The organism is Cetobacterium sp. 2A (assembly GCF_014250685.1).
GTDB lineage: Bacteria > Fusobacteriota > Fusobacteriia > Fusobacteriales > Fusobacteriaceae > Cetobacterium.
Map to the genome: position 1 here is coordinate 58,722 of NZ_JACFAJ010000005.1, position 16,048 is coordinate 74,769.

General features: G+C 30.2%; 14 protein-coding genes. 5 read left to right on the forward strand and 9 right to left on the reverse strand.

Features of this window, described 5'->3' with window-relative positions:
* Nucleotides 1-275 precede the first annotated feature (275 nt).
* Both H3N56_RS03145 and H3N56_RS03150 read left to right on the forward strand, forming a co-directional pair.
* On the forward strand, nucleotides 276-1,364 hold the full coding sequence (locus tag H3N56_RS03145; protein ID WP_185879856.1) for a type II toxin-antitoxin system RnlA family toxin: 1,089 nt from the start codon (nucleotides 276-278) through the stop codon (nucleotides 1,362-1,364).
* 23 nt (nucleotides 1,365-1,387) lie between these two features.
* Nucleotides 1,388-1,717 (forward strand): type II toxin-antitoxin system RnlB family antitoxin, encoded by a 330-nt coding sequence (locus H3N56_RS03150; RefSeq protein ID WP_185879857.1) that lies wholly within the window; start codon nucleotides 1,388-1,390, stop codon nucleotides 1,715-1,717.
* Here the strand turns inward: H3N56_RS03150 and H3N56_RS13340 are convergent.
* A complete protein-coding gene (locus tag H3N56_RS13340; RefSeq protein ID WP_255492141.1) occupies nucleotides 1,707-1,874 on the reverse strand; it encodes a hypothetical protein in 168 nt (55 codons plus the stop codon). The genes H3N56_RS03150 and H3N56_RS13340 overlap by 11 nt on opposite strands.
* 77 nt (nucleotides 1,875-1,951) lie before the next feature.
* On the reverse strand, nucleotides 1,952-3,331 hold the full coding sequence (locus H3N56_RS03160; RefSeq protein WP_185879858.1) for a TldD/PmbA family protein: 1,380 nt from the start codon (nucleotides 3,329-3,331) through the stop codon (nucleotides 1,952-1,954).
* A gap of 126 nt (nucleotides 3,332-3,457) precedes the next feature.
* Here H3N56_RS03160 and H3N56_RS03165 point away from each other — a divergent pair, with 126 nt between their 5' ends.
* Entirely contained in the window at nucleotides 3,458-4,798 is a 1,341-nt protein-coding gene (locus H3N56_RS03165) for a TldD/PmbA family protein (RefSeq protein ID WP_185879859.1), read from the forward strand.
* A 42-nt stretch (nucleotides 4,799-4,840) separates the two neighbouring features.
* Here H3N56_RS03165 and H3N56_RS03170 read toward each other — a convergent pair whose 3' ends face one another.
* From H3N56_RS03170 to H3N56_RS03180, 3 genes are read right to left on the reverse strand one after another with little or no spacing between them, the layout of a single operon-like run.
* Nucleotides 4,841-5,251: a hypothetical protein gene (locus H3N56_RS03170; protein ID WP_185879860.1), complete on the reverse strand. Its 411-nt coding sequence runs from the start codon at nucleotides 5,249-5,251 to the stop codon at nucleotides 4,841-4,843.
* A gap of 18 nt (nucleotides 5,252-5,269) precedes the next feature.
* Nucleotides 5,270-5,935 carry a deoxyribose-phosphate aldolase gene (gene deoC / locus H3N56_RS03175; RefSeq protein ID WP_185879861.1) on the reverse strand — a complete coding sequence of 222 codons (666 nt, stop codon included), beginning with the start codon at nucleotides 5,933-5,935 and terminating at the stop codon, nucleotides 5,270-5,272.
* A gap of 27 nt (nucleotides 5,936-5,962) precedes the next feature.
* Nucleotides 5,963-7,276: a thymidine phosphorylase gene (locus H3N56_RS03180; protein WP_185879862.1), complete on the reverse strand. Its 1,314-nt coding sequence runs from the start codon at nucleotides 7,274-7,276 to the stop codon at nucleotides 5,963-5,965.
* A gap of 161 nt (nucleotides 7,277-7,437) precedes the next feature.
* On the opposite strand from H3N56_RS03180, the gene H3N56_RS03185 reads away from it, so the two are divergent.
* Both H3N56_RS03185 and H3N56_RS03190 read left to right on the forward strand, forming a co-directional pair.
* A complete protein-coding gene (locus H3N56_RS03185) occupies nucleotides 7,438-8,610 on the forward strand; it encodes an iron-containing alcohol dehydrogenase (protein ID WP_185879863.1) in 1,173 nt (390 codons plus the stop codon).
* 91 nt (nucleotides 8,611-8,701) lie between these two features.
* Complete coding sequence (locus H3N56_RS03190; RefSeq protein ID WP_185879864.1) at nucleotides 8,702-10,060, forward strand: MATE family efflux transporter; 1,359 nt, start codon at nucleotides 8,702-8,704, stop codon at nucleotides 10,058-10,060.
* Between the two features lie 15 nt (nucleotides 10,061-10,075).
* On the opposite strand, the gene H3N56_RS03195 is transcribed toward H3N56_RS03190, so the two are convergent.
* From H3N56_RS03195 to H3N56_RS03210, 4 genes are all read right to left on the reverse strand, one after another.
* Nucleotides 10,076-11,101, reverse strand: a complete 1,026-nt coding sequence (locus H3N56_RS03195; protein ID WP_221893425.1) for an AEC family transporter — start codon at nucleotides 11,099-11,101, stop codon at nucleotides 10,076-10,078.
* 4 nt (nucleotides 11,102-11,105) lie between these two features.
* Nucleotides 11,106-12,497, reverse strand: a complete 1,392-nt coding sequence (locus H3N56_RS03200) for an L-cystine transporter (protein WP_185879865.1) — start codon at nucleotides 12,495-12,497, stop codon at nucleotides 11,106-11,108.
* Between the two features lie 71 nt (nucleotides 12,498-12,568).
* Entirely contained in the window at nucleotides 12,569-13,372 is an 804-nt protein-coding gene (locus H3N56_RS03205) for a Cof-type HAD-IIB family hydrolase (protein WP_185879866.1), read from the reverse strand.
* Nucleotides 13,362-15,950: a cation-translocating P-type ATPase gene (locus tag H3N56_RS03210; protein WP_185879867.1), complete on the reverse strand. Its 2,589-nt coding sequence runs from the start codon at nucleotides 15,948-15,950 to the stop codon at nucleotides 13,362-13,364. The genes H3N56_RS03205 and H3N56_RS03210 overlap by 11 nt, the downstream gene beginning before the upstream one ends.
* Nucleotides 15,951-16,048 lie beyond the last annotated feature (98 nt).

The following is a 16,048-nucleotide window of genomic DNA, read 5'->3' on the forward strand; positions in this document are numbered from 1 at the left end:
ATTTTATCTAAAAAAATATAGAATCGGCAATATAATTTTTTTATTTTTAACACTTATTACAATATCTTGACTATAAGGTTTTATAAGGTTTTATAAATTTTTTTAGAGTTTTTAAAATTTATGTTTTTAAAATAGAGAATTTCACAGGATTTATATCGTATGATTTGGTTTTAATCAATAATGGAAAGTGGTAAAAGATAGTTGTGGTAATAGTAAAAATAAAGTATAATGATGAAGTTGAAAAATTAATTTTATTAAAAATATGGGGGAAAATAATGAGAAGTTTTAAAAAATTAATGTTAAACATGGAAAACTTTGACCAACGCGTTGAAGATTTTTTTACTACTATTACAGGAGACGAAGTAATAATAGAGAGAGAAGAAAAAAAAACAGGAACTAAAATAACAGTTACGCAAAAAATAAATTTAAAAAAAATATATTTTACTGTTTATTGTACTTCAAAAGGGACAACATTGGACTTTACTAAATATGGTGTAACAAATGAGGACGTAGAAAAATACTTAATTCCTTTGAAAGAATGGTTAGAGATAAATTGTTCTTATGACATTAAAGAAAATCACTTTACATTGAAAAATATAGAAAAGGAAATTTTTGAAACTCTTATATGCTTGTTAAAAGAAGAGGAAGAAAACTTTGAAATAAAAGAAGAAAATTTAGAGATGAATAGAATAAAAATAGAATCGAAAATAGATAAAATGCAAATAACAATGACATATTATCCCACTAAAACTCTATTAGTGCAGGGGAAACCAGCACATTGTTATTGGTCTATTTTTAAATTATTAATAAAATTGGAATTAATTACAGTAAAAGAAGAAGAAAATATAATTTTAAGATCTTTAGATATAATGCCAAAATATACAGGTGAAAAAAAGGATATAAATAGAATTTCTTGTATAGAAAATTTACAAGAAGATTGTAAAATAATGATAAATACATATATAAATTTAAGAGAAATTTTTAAAGAGAAAGTATTGGGAGATTATTCATTTTTATGTTTTTATCCATTGAGAGTTTCGGAAGCAGTTTTGAGAAAAGCACTTATAGAAAATATAACGATTCCAGTAGGATACGAGTTGAATAGTAGAAAATTTGTTTTAATAAATGATGAAAAACATCAAATAGTTATATTTAATGAAAAAAAGGAAATAACATCTCGAATAGTAGTAAATACAACATATATAAAGGATGCGATACAAGATTTATATATACATTTTAATAATAATAGACACGGTTTGTTCCATGGAGAAGAGTGGGCTAGTAGTAGAGTTATTTCAAATTATTCAGAAGCTGAAGAAATAAGTGAAAAAGCAATAAAATTAATATCAGATTTGGTAAAGTAGTAAAATAAAGAAGGGAGAGTAAGGTGGAAAAATTTATATGCACTAAATTAGTGAATAATTCAAAATATAAATATATTCTTTATTCAACATCTTATGAAAGTTCTGTAACAGATAGAAGTTCGCTACTAAAATTAATAAAACAGTTTTCGTTAAAGGGATATGTTCTTGTAGATTTATTATTATCCAAAGGGAATAATTTTAATAGATTTATGGAATTATATATAGAAAATGAAAATATAAAGGGAATTAAAGTAAAGAAAGATACAGATATATATATACAAAATGAAAGTTTAAAATTTTATTATAAAAATAAAGCTTTATTAGACAAGAAAAACAGTATATTTACATTGTAAAAAGAACCTTGGACTTAAGGTTCTTTTTTTGTTTGAAAATTAGAATTAAAGTTATTATGAAATTTTCTTTTATTCTTTTTATTTCACCTTGGTTAAGAGGGTTTTTATGATCTAACCCATTTTTCAACTCATAAATTTTCTCTAATTTATTATTCATACCAACACCTCATTTTTAATGATTATAATATGATTTAATTTGGTTAAATACAATCTTAAGAATAAATTATGAAGTATTTATCTTCCGCCCACAATTATCTCCTTTAGAAGTATCGTAGGTTGTCCCACGTTTGCAGGAATACTTCCTGATACTGACCCACACATTCCTTGACCGTGTTCTAAATTATCTCCTACCATTTCTATTTTCTTTAAAATATCTGGTCCGTTTCCAATTAAAGTCGCACCTCTTATTGGATTTTTAATTTCTCCATTTTCAATGATATACCCTTCCATTACTGAAAAATTAAAATCTCCAGTTGATGGATTTACTGATCCACCACCCATATATTTAGCATAAATTCCTCTTTCAGTATTTTTAATCATATCTTCTTTCTTTGATTTCCCAGCCAATATAAAAGTATTAGTCATTCTAGATGTCGGGGCATATTTATACGATTCTCTTCTAGAACTTCCTGTAGATTCCATTCCCATTCTTCTACCGTTTAATTTATCTATCATATATCCTTTTAAGATTCCATTTTCTATTAAAACATTTCTTCTAGTTGGAGTTCCCTCATCGTCTATATTTGACGATCCCCATTCATTTGCTAAAGTTCCATCATCCACTGCTGAAACTACATCACTTGCTATTTTTTCTCCTAACTTTCCTGAGAAAACAGAAGTTCCTTTGGCAACACTTGTAGCTTCTAAACCATGCCCACAAGCTTCATGGAAAATAACTCCTCCAAACTGATTATCTATAATAACTGGCATTTTTCCAGAAGGTGCATAATCTGCATTTAGCATTGTTTTAGCTATTCTTGATGCTTCTTTAGCGTACTTTTTTACATCTATCTCATTAAATAGTTCAAATCCTTTTGATGCTCCTGGTCTATATGAACCAATTTGCATCTCACTTCCTTTACTAGCAACGCTCTCTATTCCAATTCTTGTTCTAACTCTTGTATCTTCAACAAATACCCCTTCACTATTTGCTACCAAAATATTTTGAATTGAATCACCATACGATACTCTAACCTGTGATATCACTTCATCATAATTCTTAGCAGCGCTATTAGCCTCTTTCATGATTAAAATCTTTTGATCTTTTGAAATCGTATCAGGAGGTAAAATTATCTTATTTCTATTTTCTATTTCTCTTTTTATAAGATTGATTACAATGTCTTCTTTGGTTCCAGAAATAGCCTTAGCTGCTCTTCTTGCTGTCTGAATTAGATTTTCAAAACTCATATCATTTGTATATGCGTAAACAGAAAATAAATCTTTAAATATTCTTATCCCTATTCCATGCTCTTTCCCAGAAATAGCACTTTGTATTTTTCCATCTATCATAAAAAGTGAGTCCCCAATTTTATCTTCAATAAAAACTTCGGCAAAATCTCCACCAGTTGAAAGAGCTTCATTTAAAATATCTTCAATTTTATTTTTTCCCAGCATTTCTTTCCTCCTTAAGTATTTTCCTAATTATATCAGAAACTTGTAGTTTTTTCATTAATTATTGCCTTAATTTAATATTTGAGATATAATCCTTTCAACGGAAATTTAAAAGGGATGGATGATTATATGACAAATAAAAAATTTATTGATGAAGTTTTTAAAAAAGCTAATGAACTAAAATTAGAAGACTTTGAAATCTTCTTTGTTTCATCTGAAAGCAGTTCTCTTAAAGTTTTTAAAGGAGCTGTGGACTCATATTCTGATAATCAAAATGGAGGTATTTCTTTTAGAACCAAAGTTGGGGATAAAATGGGATATTCTTATACTGAATCTTTAGAATTAGAAGACATTACTCCACTAATAGAAAATGCAATCTCCAACGGTAAGATTATAGAAAGTGATGACCTTATCGAAATTTACGGTGAACAATCAACATATACTCCCGTGAAATCTTATTCAAATGCCATAGAAAACATTGATGTTCAAGATAGAATAAATTTTTTAATTGAAGCTGAAAAGATTGCTTTTAGCTTAGATTCAAGAGTAAAAAATGTAAATTATTGTCTTTTTGGAATGGGTACATCTGAGTGTATAATAAAAAATTCTAAAGGATTGGATTTATCACAAAAGAGTAATTCAGCCTATGTATATTTAGCTGTAGTTGTTGAAGAGAATGGAATTATTAAAAATGATTCTGCATACATAGTTTCAAAAGATTTTAAAGATTTTGATGCTACAAAATTAGCTAAAGAAGCGGTAAGTAAAGCTATTTCAAAACTAAACTCTATTGATGCAACTTCACATTCTGGAAAAGTAATTATAAATAATGAGGCCTTTTCTGACCTTCTTGAAGCTATGTCAGGAATTTTTTCTGCTGAAAATGTTCAAAAGGGAATTTCAAAATTAAAAAATAAGTTAAACACTCAAATATCTTCAGAAATTATAACTTTGGTAGATGATCCTCATTTGGAAGATGGTTATAACAGTTCTTCTTTTGACTCAGAAGGAGTTCCAACTAAATGTAAAACTATTATAGAAAATGGAATTTTACAAACTTATCTACATAATACTAAAACAGCAACTAAAGATGGAATCAAATCAACTGGAAATGCTTCTAAAAATGGATACAAAGGTACACTTGGAATTTCTCCTTTTAATTTTTATATAAAAAATGGAACTTTAACTGAAAGTGAACTTTATAATAAACTAAAAAATGGAGTACTGATTACAAATTTCTCTGGCCTTCATTCAGGACTTAACTCTATTTCTGGAGATTTCTCTCTAGCTGCAGAGGGATTCCTAATTGAAAATGGACAAATTTCTAAACCTTTAAATCAAATAACTCTATCCGGAAATTTTTTCACTCTCTTAGAAGATATTGAAGAGATAGGTAGCGATTTAAAATTTAATCTTTCTGGAGTTGGGTCACCAGCTGTTCTTGTTAAAAATTTAAATATTTCTGCATAAAAAAATCCCACAGATACTAATTTATCTGTGGGATAATTTTTATTAAGCCCTAGCTGAGATAGCCCAAACTAGTGTATCTTTCATCTCTTTAAAATTCTTAAGATATTTAAGTTTTACCATATCTCCGTATAATTTTAATTCAAAATCAGCTATAGCATCTACAAAGTCAGCTATATCTGCATTTCTTCTTCCATATGAAAGTGATCTCTTTTCCTGTTTTCCTTCAATTAGAAGAGTTAAAATTCCTTTTGTGAATCCTAAAATTTCAACATCTGCAACTTTTTCATTATAAGCAGTTTCTATTGCTCTTTCTTTTCTTGCTTCTGCATTTTGTCTTTTATGTTCTGTTCTTCTTTTGTCATCTTTTTCTTTAACTAATCTTGCTGCTTTTTTTATTCTTTTCTCAGTTCCGTGAGCTTTTCCTTTTGCTTTATCTTTACTTATAACTTCCATTTAATCCTCCAAGGGTAATTAATATTTGTTTGGATCAGCTGTTCCAATTGTCACAAGTTCTACCCCTGAACTTGTTCCTAATCTCGTAACACCTAGTTCTATATATTTCATTGCAGTTTCTAAATCTCTTACTCCACCTGCCGCTTTAAGTTGTGCCATATCTCCAACTATCGACTTCATAAGAGCTATATCCTCAAAAGTAGCTCCACCTGTTCCAAATCCTGTTGATGTTTTTACAAAGTCAGCTTTAGCATTTAGACAAAGTTCTGTGGCTTTTCTTTTTTCTGCATCTGTTAAATAGCAATTTTCAATAATTACTTTAAGAGTATTTTCTCCGATAGCTTCTTTGATTCCTCTAATTTCATCTTCTACATATTGGAACTCACCAGCTTTTAGCATTCCAACATTTATAACCATATCGATTTCTGAAGCACCATTTTTTATACATTGTTTTGCTTCGAAAATTTTAGATTCTGTATCCATAGCTCCAAGAGGGAATCCAATTACAGCACAAACCTTTACATTTGTCCCTTCTAATTCTTGCTTAGATAATTTTACATAACATCCATTTACACAAACTGCATAAAAATCATATTCTCTTGCTTCAGCACAAAGTTTTATTATGTCTTTTGGCTCTGTTGTTGCTTTTAAAACTGTATGATCAATATATTTATTTAACTTCATTATAAACTCCTCCGATTTTACCTTATATTATAACACATTTACTGCATGAATCTCTAGTATAACATTATTTTTATTTACTTTTTCATCAATTATTGTATATGCTGACTCTAAAAGTTTAATTGAACTTTGTAAATTTCTCTCATTATATTGAATAATCGCTAAAGTTTCTCCCTCTTCAACATAATCTCCTACTTTTTTCTTTAATAGAACTCCAACAGAGTGATCTATTACATCCTCTTTAGTTTCTCTTCCGGCACCTAAAACCATAGCTGCTTTTCCAACTTCTTCAGCTTCTATCTTTGAAATCCATCCTGATTTCTTTGATTTAACTTCAAACTCATTTTTAAACTGAGGAAGAAGTGAATAGTCATCAACAAGATTTGGATTTGCTCCTGATGCAGATAAAAACTCCTTCAAATGAATTAAAGCTGTTCCGTTTTTTATAACCTCTTTAACCATAGACTTTCCATCTTCTAAAGTTTTAGCATCTCCTTTTATTTGAAGTGCAACTGCAACTAAAGTTTCAACTAACTCAGTGAAATCCTCAGGTCCATTTCCTTTTAGAGTTTCTATTGCCTCTATAATTTCATTGGTATTTCCAACTGCATAACCTAAAGGTTGATCCATATCTGTTAAAACAGTAACTACTTTTCTATCAAAAGATTCTCCGATATCTAACATAGTTTTTGCAAGTTCTCTAGCTTGATTTAAATCTTTCATGAACGCTCCAGAACCTACCTTAACATCAAGGATTATTCCATCAGCATATACAGCAAGTTTTTTACTCATAATTGAGCTAGCAATAAGTGGAATACTTGATACTGTAGCTGTTACATCTCTCAATGAATATAATTTCCCATCTAAAGGAACTATCTTATTAGAATAACCCATAATTCCAGTTCCTGTTGTATTCACCATTTTAACTAGTTCATCTCTAGTTTGTGGGAAATGGAATCCTGGAATCGCCTCAAATTTATCAATAGTTCCACCAGTGTGTCCTAGTCCTCTTCCTGAGAGCTTAGCTGTCCCTATATCAAAAGCTGCAAATAGTCCAGCTAGTGCTATAGTTGTTTTATCACCTACTCCACCTGTTGAATGTTTATCTATTAAAAATTTATGTATTCCTTCGAATTTTATTAAATCTCCACTATGCATCATTTTGCTTGTGAAAACTTTTAATTCGTCCTTAGTCATTCCATTAAAATAAATAGCCATCAAAAATGCTGAGATTTGGTAATCAGGTATCTCTTCCTTTAGGTAGCCATCTAAAATAAATCCTATCTCCTCCGAAGTTAATACTTCGTTGTCTCTTTTCTTTTGGATTATATCTACAACTCTCATTAATAGCTCCTCCTTTTCTTCACAATGCTCTCTATTTTATATAATATAAAATTTAATGAAATATGTCAACAATAGCAATAATTATACTTGAAAAAATAATATTATAGGGTAGACTTTAGTATAGTTAATATTCTGTAATATACACACTAAAGGAGGTTTTTATGGAGAATTTTACTTATTATATCCCTACAAAGATTTTATTTGGTAAAAATCAAACTGAAAAACTAGGAAAAGAAATTTCAAGCTATGGAAAAAAAGTACTTTTTTTATATGGGAAAAATAGTATAAAGAAAAATGGAGTATATGATGATGTTGTTAATTCGTTGGCCGCACACAATATAAGTTTTGTCGAACTTTCTGGTGTTGATCCAAATCCAAGAATCGAAACTGTAAAAAGAGGAGCAGAGCTTTGCAGAGAGCATAATTTAGATTTAGTTTTAGCTGTTGGTGGTGGAAGTACAATTGATTGTGCTAAGGCCATTGCTGCGCAAGCAAAATATGATGGTGACGTTTGGCAAGATTTATATGTAGATAAAAAATTAAATAAATTGACTTCAGCTCTTCCTGTTGCTACAGTTTTAACTCTAGCTGCCACTGGAAGTGAAATGAATGGAAATAGTGTGATTTCAAACCCTGAAACAGATAAAAAATTATCAATTAGCAGTAATCTCCTAAGACCAGTTGTTTCTGTTTTAGATCCAACTTATACTTTTAGTGTTAATAAATATCAAACTGCAGCTGGAGCTGTAGATATTATAAGTCATCTTTTTGAACAATATTTCTCTCCAGATAAAAATGGATACTTACAATCTAGATTGATTGAAAGTCTTTTAAAAACAGTTATACATTTCGCACCTAAAGCATATGAATTCCCAGAAGATTATGAAGCTAGAGCAAATATAATGTGGGCAGGTTCTTTGGCTCTAAATGGTCTTCCATCATATGGTAAGGTTAGTACTGATTGGGCAACTCATGGAATAGAGCATGAACTTAGTGCTAAATATGATATCACACATGGAGTTGGTCTTGGAATACTTACTCCTTATTGGATGGAGTATGTTCTTAGTCCTGAAAATGTTCATAGATTTGTAGATTATGGAAAAGCTGTTTGGAAAATTCCTGGTACAGATGCTATGGATGTAGCTAGAAAATCTATTGAAATTACAAGAGAATTTTTTAGTTCTTTAGGAATTCCAGAAACTCTTAGCGAAGTTGGTATAGATAGCTCAAAATTAGTAGAAATGGCTGAAAGCGCTACTGTTTACGGACCTCTTGGAACTATGAAAAAATTGCAAAAAGAGGATGTTCTTGAAATCTTAAGAAAAGCACTGTGAAATTACCAGAATACAACTTAGATTTTATCTAGTCCCTTTACTTTTTTTATGTTATTCTATAATGAATAAAACAAAAAATTGGGGGAGAAGTATGAATAAAAAACATGAACTGATGGGACAAGAAAAAATTACAAAACTATTGTTTCAATTTTCTTTTCCAGCTATGATTGGAATGATTGTAAATGCCCTTTACAATATTGTTGACAGAATCTATATAGGAAATATTAAAGGTATTGGAGCTCTTTCCATAGCTGGAGTTGGAGTTGTATTTCCTATTATGATTTTCTCTTTTGCTTTTTCAATTATGATTGGGCTCGGGGGAGCAACAAATATTTCACTATCGTTGGGAAGAAAAAACAAACCTTTGGCAGAACTTTATTTAGGAAATGGAATTTGTTTAGGAACTTTAGTTGGTTGCCTGATATCTTTCTTAACTATTTTTTATATGAAATCTTATATCATGCAACTGGGTGCTAGTGCATCGACAGTTCAATATTCGATAGATTACCTAAGAATCGTTGCCCTTGGATTTCCTTTTGCTACAGTTGGATATATTGCTAACGCTGCTATCCGATCAGATGGAAATCCTAAATTTTCTATGATTACTCTTTTAATAGGAGCACTTATAAATATAATTTTAGATCCAATCTTTATATTTTATTTAGATATGGGAGTTAAAGGAGCAGCTCTTGCCACTATTATCTCTCAGTTCGTTTCTGCAGTTTGGACAATATTATACTTTAGATCTAAAAATAGTGGTTTAAAATTACATTTCCACAATTTAAAACTACAATTTGATAAAATAAAAAATATTATTTTAATTGGAACTGGTCCTTTTATATTACAACTAGGTTCTAGTGTTGTTACTTTAGTAGCAAATAACCTTCTTAAATTTTACGGTGGTGATATCGCAGTAGGTGCAATGACTATTATCAATGGTATAGTTACATTTGTTATGATGCCTATTTTTGGTATCAATCAGGGATTACAGCCTATTGCTGGTTACAACTATGGAGCAAAGCTTTATAAAAGGGTAAAAGAAGCTCTTTTAAAAGCTATCCTTGGAGCAACTATAATCTCAACAACTGGATTTTTATGTATTCAATTTCTATCAAAATATTTTATCTATATTTTTACAACTAATGAACTCCTTGTGGCAACTGCTGCAACTGGACTTAAAATATTTACTCTTATGTTACCATTTTTAGGTTTCCAAATTGTAAGTTCAATTTATTTCCAAGCTATAGGTAAACCAAAATTGACTATGTTTTTAAGTCTTTGTAGACAAGTTTTATTTCTTATCCCTTTCCTTCTAGTATTTTCAAGAATTTGGGGAGTGAGTGGAATTTGGGCTGCTGTTCCTTGTGCCGATTTACTATCCGTTATTATCACTTTTATTTTAGTTAGAAGAGACATTAAAATTTTAGATAAAGAAGAGAGCAATCCTTAATGGACTGCTCTCTTTTTAAATTACAATATATAAAATCACAATTATAATTGGTAAACATAAAATACTAGATACTGTGGATAATAATGAACAACTAGAAGCTAGTATAGCTCCTTTATTGTACTTTATAGCATATGCTATCGTAACAGAAGCCGTTGGAGTAGCCATCATCAATGTAACTATTCCTGCTGGCAATGGTGAAAGATAAAAAATTCCTAAATAATTACATATTTTTATTAAAAACAATGTTACCAAAGGAAATATAATAACTTTTATTAAAGAATAATACCAAGCTTCTTTTATCTTTAAAGCATCTTTAAATGATACTTCTGAGAGTTTAAGACCTGCAGCTAACCACGCCAAAGGTGAACATAGATTCGACAAATATACCATCGGTTTATATAGCCAATACATAGTCTTGTCTATTCTCAAAATCGCATACTCTTTTCCATCTACTGCTACTTGTGGCAAATGATTTTGACCTAACCAAATTGTCAGTCCTAAAAATGTTGCTAATATTACCGGATTTAAGAAAATAGTTTTGAAATTTCTTAAACTCATTTTCATTCCAGACATTTTTATAAATCCATAAGAATATAGAAATATTCTATATGGAATCGAAAATATTGAAGCATATATAATTCCGATATCTCCATATAGAGCCTGAACTATTGGTATTCCAAAAGCAGTTACGCCTCCAAAAGTTGTAAGTATTTCAAGTGTCACCTTTTCATCTTTTTTACATTTAAAATAAAATAGACCTGAAGTAATCATAAAGAGAAGATGAATACCAAAGCTCCAAATAAAAATATTTAATCCTTCGATAAATATCTCTTCATTGAAATCTTTCATAAAAGCTGTGAAAGATAGCGCTGGTATTGAAACAAATAAAACTACATCTGTTAAAGATTTTGAAGCATCTTTATCCAAAAGTTTTTTTCTGCCTATTATTATCCCTAGTAAAATTATTAAAATGGATGATGCTACAACTCCGACTATATTATTATTTGAAAAAATACCTTTTAGCGTTTCTAATATATTCATTCGACTATTCTTTATCCTCTACATCATTATCTTCACTTGAATTATAGATAGAACTGTCTAAGTCTCCTACAACTTTTGCAGTAACTAGTCCAGAAACCATTGATCCACTTACATTTAAAGCTGTTCTTCCCATATCAATTAATGGCTCTATAGAGATTAATAATCCTACAAGGGCAACTGGGAAATTAAGAGAAGAAAGAACTATTAGAGCAGCAAATGTAGCTCCTCCTCCAACTCCTGCAACTCCAAATGAACTAACTGCAATGATAGCAACTAATTTTACTAAGAATTCAAAACTCATAGGGTTTATTCCTACAACTGGAGCAATCATAACTGCAAGCATTGCTGGATATATTGCTGCACATCCATTTTGCCCAATAGAAGATCCAAATGACGCTGCAAGGTTTGCAACTCCTTCTTGAACACCTAATTTTTCAGTTTGAGTTTCAATATTCATTGGAATAGCTCCAGCACTTGTTCTAGATGTAAATGCAAATGTTAGAACTGGTAGTGATTTTTTAACATATATGATTGGGTTTAATCCAATCATAGCAATTATGATTAAATGCACTATAAACATAGCTATAAGTGCAACATATGATGCAACTACAAACTTACCAAGATTTAATATATCTCCAATATTACTTCCCGCTACTACCTTAGTTATTAGAGCTAAAACTCCAAATGGAGTAAGTCTTAAAACTAAAGTAACCATTCTCATGATAGCATCATGGAAAGAGTTAGTCATATCTTTGAAAACTTCAAAAGATTTTGGTTTCTTTTTAGCCATACCTAATGCTGATATTCCTAAGAATCCTGAGAAGAATACTGTTGCTATAGTTGACATATCTCTAGCTCCAGTTAAATCTTGGAATGGATTTACAGGAATAAATTCAATTATCTTTTTAGTGAATGAAATATTTTGTACATCTCCAAGTTTTCCTTGTAGATATCCAGCTCTTGCAGCCTCTTTTGCACCCATTTCAATTCCGTCTGCTGTAAGACCAAATCCATTAGCTACTAAAGCTCCTACTACAGCTGCTATTGCCGCTGTTCCAACTAAAACTAGTATTACAAGTCCACCTATTTTACCAAGTGATTTTCCACCATCTTTTAGATTTATAATAGCAGAAAGAATCGAGATTGCAATTAAAGGCATAACAATCATCTTAAGTAATCTAACATAACCTTCTCCAACAATATTTATCCATTCAATCGTTCTAATAGTTATAGTGTTTGATGGTCCATAAATAAATTGGAAAATTGCTCCTAAAACAATACCCATTCCAAGAGCTAAAAATACTCTCTTTGAAAAAGCAACGTATTTTTTTTGCATAACATATAAAATTCCTATCAGTACTAAAAATACTAGTACATTTAACAACTCAAATAACATTCTTGTTCCTCCTTAAATAATTTCTATACGATATTGTACTGGATTTTGATTGTTTTGTCCAATAATCATATCTAAAATATATATTTATTTATAATTGTTTCCATTCCACCATCAACATTAGATGAAGTTATAAAATCCACCATCTCTTTTATTTCAGGTTTCGCATTTGAAACTGCTACAGATAATCCAGCAACTTTCAACATAGAAATATCATTATAAGAATCTCCAGCAACAATTACTTCATCGGCAGAAATATTTAAGTGCTTAATCAATTTAATAAGAGAGTTTCCTTTATCTATACCTAGCTTTGTAACTTCCAAGAAAAAGGGTTTAGATATAGCTATACTATATCTATCCCCAAACTTATTTTTTAATTTTTCTTCAACAAGTTTTAAATACTTTGGTTCTTCAAGCATAATACACTTCACAGCTTCTCTATTTACATATTCTTTAAAACTTGGAACTTTTTTATGAGGCATTCCAGTTAAATTTTTCTCTACATCTATGTATTCACTTTCTGTTTCAGAAATTATAGAATCATCTAAATAAGTTATTATGTGAACTTTATGCTCTTTACTAAAATTATGTAATTCATGAATCTCATCTTTTGTTAAAGATTCCTTTAAAAATTCTTTTCCAGTACTACATTCAGTAATTATAGCTCCATTATAAGAAAGTATAAAACTTCCATATTTTGAAAGTTCTAATTCTTCAGCTAAATGCTTCATAGCAAAAGTTGGTCTTCCCGATGCAAGTACAAATTTTACTCCCATCTTTTGAGCTTTCATTATTGCTTCTTTATCTCTTAGAGAAATTTCACCCTTCTCATTTAACAAAGTATCATCAAGATCAGTAACTATCATTTTATATTTCATTTTCATTTCTCCCAAATACTTTCTCTAATTCCATAAGTATCATTGCAGCAAAAGCTAATCCTAAACATATTCCAATCTCTTTGATTCCAAAATTCATAGGAATCTTAAATATAGGTCTTAATATAGGGATTAAAGTTACCGAGTAAATCATAAAACAAGCTGCCATAGCCATTACAACATACTTATTTGAAAATACTCCGATTTTAAGTGTAGTAAAATCTGTACTTCTTGCAGGAAGTGTTTGAAGTATTCTTGCAAATATTACAGTTGTAAATGCCATTGAAACTCCACCAATATACTGAGCGATTATAACAGCTATTCCTATCATAGACCCTCTAAATATTATTCCTACTAAATTACTTCCAGCAAATAAAGGCTCTTTAGGATCTCTTGGAGCTTTTAACATTATATTTGGCTCTGGTTTTTCAAGACCTAAAGCAATAGCAGGAAGTGAGTCATTTACTAAGTTTATAAATAGAAGTTGAAGAGCCGTAAATGGACTTTCCCAACCAATTAATAAAGCAAATATTATTGCAATAATAGCTCCTAAGTTTCCAGCAAAAAGATATCCAACAGCTTTTTTTATGTTAGAGTATACTGAACGCCCTACTTCAATTGCATGAACTATACTTGCAAAGTTATCATCTGTTAATATCATTGCTGATGCATCTTTAGCTACGTCTGTTCCTGTTCCCATTGCTATACCAATATCCGCTTGTTTAAGTGCTGGAGCGTCATTTACTCCATCTCCTGTCATCGCAGTTATTTTTCCTTTTTGTTGCCAAGCTCTTACTATTCTAATCTTATTTTCTGGAGAAACTCTTGCATACACTGTGATTTTTTCTAATTTTTCCATTAGTTCATCATCCGTAAATTCATCTATCTCTTGTCCAGTAAATGCTAAATCTCCAGATTCCATAATTCCAATGTTTCTTGCTATAGCCGCAGCCGTTGTTTTATGATCTCCTGTTATCATAATTGGCTTAATTCCAGCCTTTTTAGCTTCTACAATAGCATCCTTAACCTCTTCTCTTGGAGGGTCAATCATCGCTACTAGTCCTACTAGTATATAATTTTTTTCATCATCTAAATCTATAGAATCTTTATCCATATCTTTATAAGCAAAAGCTAAAACTCTCAAAGCTTCTTTTGAAAAATTTTCATTAACATTTCTATAGTTATTAATTAATTCTGGTGTTGCAGGTACTATCTCGTCCCCAACTAAAATTTTAGAACATCTTGAGAAGATAACATCTGGCGCACCTTTAGAAAACATTACATTCTTTCCGTCTATATCATTTAAAGTTGACATAAGTTTTCTATCAGAATCAAATGGAAGTTCCCAAACTCTTTTACAATTTTTTCTAATTTCATTAAAATTATACTTACACTTATTTGAATAATTTATTAATGCAACTTCTGTTGGATCTCCAATTTCTTTTCCATCAGGTGTTATAGAAGAATCATTTGATAGTACTGAAGATAATATAAAGTATTTCTCCTGTAATGAAAGTTTATCTAAATCAGTGCTAAATCCATTTCCTTTAAAACTTCCTAAAGAGTAATCTACCACTGTCATTTTATTTTGTGTTAAAGTACCAGTTTTATCAGTACAAATTATTCCTGTTGAACCAAGAGTTTCTACTGCTGGAAGCTTTCTTATAATAGCATTCTTTTTAGCCATTATGTTTGTTCCAACCGCTAGAACTATTGTAACTATTGATGATAGTGCCTCCGGTATTGCTGCTACTGCCACTGCTACAGCGAACATAAATGCTGATACCGTAAATTTTCCCTCTCTTAAAACTAAAATTAAAAGAATAAGCCCTGATAAAATTGCAATTCCTACTCCTAACCACTTACTAAAAATATCTAATTTTTTTTGAAGTGGTGTCTGCTCAGATACTGTATTCTCAAGAAGTCCGGCAATCTTCCCTATCTCAGTATTCATTCCAGTTCCAGTTATAACAGCTGTTCCTCTACCGTAAACCACTAAAGCTCCACTGAATATCATATTTTTTTGGTCACCTAAAGCCACATTGGTATCTAGTGTCATAGATTCTTTTGTAACAGCTTCCGATTCTCCAGTTAACATTCCCTCCATAACTTTTAAACTTTGAGATTCTATAATTCTTCCATCTGCTGGGATATAGTCTCCAGCTTCTAAAGATATAATATCACCAGGAACTAATTCTTTTGCTGGAATAGATATCTTTTGTTTATCTCTTATTACTTTTGCATTAGGAGCTGATAGTCCTTTTAAGGCCTCAAGTGATCCTTCTGCTTTTTTAGTTTGAACTACTCCTAGAATTCCATTTAAAATTAAAACAATTAAAATAATAATAGAGTCTACAACTTCTCCTAAAAATAGTTGTAATGCTGCTGCAATTAATAAAATTATAACCAAAGGGTCTTTGAATGTTTCTAAAAAGAGTTTCCAAACTGGTGTTTTTTGTTTCTCTTTTAATTCATTGAAACCAAACTCCTTTAATCTAATGGCCGCATCACTTTTTGAAAGACCATTAAAAGACGTACGTAACTCTTCTAATATTGTTTCAACCTCTTTTTTATAATACATTTTCTCACTCCTCACTCATTCATGTTTTATATGTTAAATATTCTACCAGATTATAACACAACCTCCTTTAAATGTTTGATTTTTTTTATATCACATGA

Bases quoted from the DNA above. Each gene is read 5' to 3' on its own strand.
- H3N56_RS03145 (WP_185879856.1), top strand. From the start codon at position 276: ATGAGAAGTTTTAAAAAATTAATGTTAAACATGGAAAACTTTGACCAA.
- H3N56_RS13340 (WP_255492141.1), bottom strand. From the start codon at position 1,874: ATGAATAATAAATTAGAGAAAATTTATGAGTTGAAAAATGGGTTAGAT.
- H3N56_RS03160 (WP_185879858.1), bottom strand. From the start codon at position 3,331: ATGCTGGGAAAAAATAAAATTGAAGATATTTTAAATGAAGCTCTTTCA.
- H3N56_RS03165 (WP_185879859.1), top strand. From the start codon at position 3,458: ATGACAAATAAAAAATTTATTGATGAAGTTTTTAAAAAAGCTAATGAA.
- H3N56_RS03170 (WP_185879860.1), bottom strand. From the start codon at position 5,251: ATGGAAGTTATAAGTAAAGATAAAGCAAAAGGAAAAGCTCACGGAACT.
- deoC (WP_185879861.1), bottom strand. From the start codon at position 5,935: ATGAAGTTAAATAAATATATTGATCATACAGTTTTAAAAGCAACAACA.
- H3N56_RS03180 (WP_185879862.1), bottom strand. From the start codon at position 7,276: ATGAGAGTTGTAGATATAATCCAAAAGAAAAGAGACAACGAAGTATTA.
- H3N56_RS03185 (WP_185879863.1), top strand. From the start codon at position 7,438: ATGGAGAATTTTACTTATTATATCCCTACAAAGATTTTATTTGGTAAA.
- H3N56_RS03190 (WP_185879864.1), top strand. From the start codon at position 8,702: ATGAATAAAAAACATGAACTGATGGGACAAGAAAAAATTACAAAACTA.
- H3N56_RS03195 (WP_221893425.1), bottom strand. From the start codon at position 11,101: ATGAATATATTAGAAACGCTAAAAGGTATTTTTTCAAATAATAATATA.
- H3N56_RS03200 (WP_185879865.1), bottom strand. From the start codon at position 12,497: ATGTTATTTGAGTTGTTAAATGTACTAGTATTTTTAGTACTGATAGGA.
- H3N56_RS03205 (WP_185879866.1), bottom strand. From the start codon at position 13,372: ATGAAATATAAAATGATAGTTACTGATCTTGATGATACTTTGTTAAAT.
- H3N56_RS03210 (WP_185879867.1), bottom strand. From the start codon at position 15,950: ATGTATTATAAAAAAGAGGTTGAAACAATATTAGAAGAGTTACGTACG.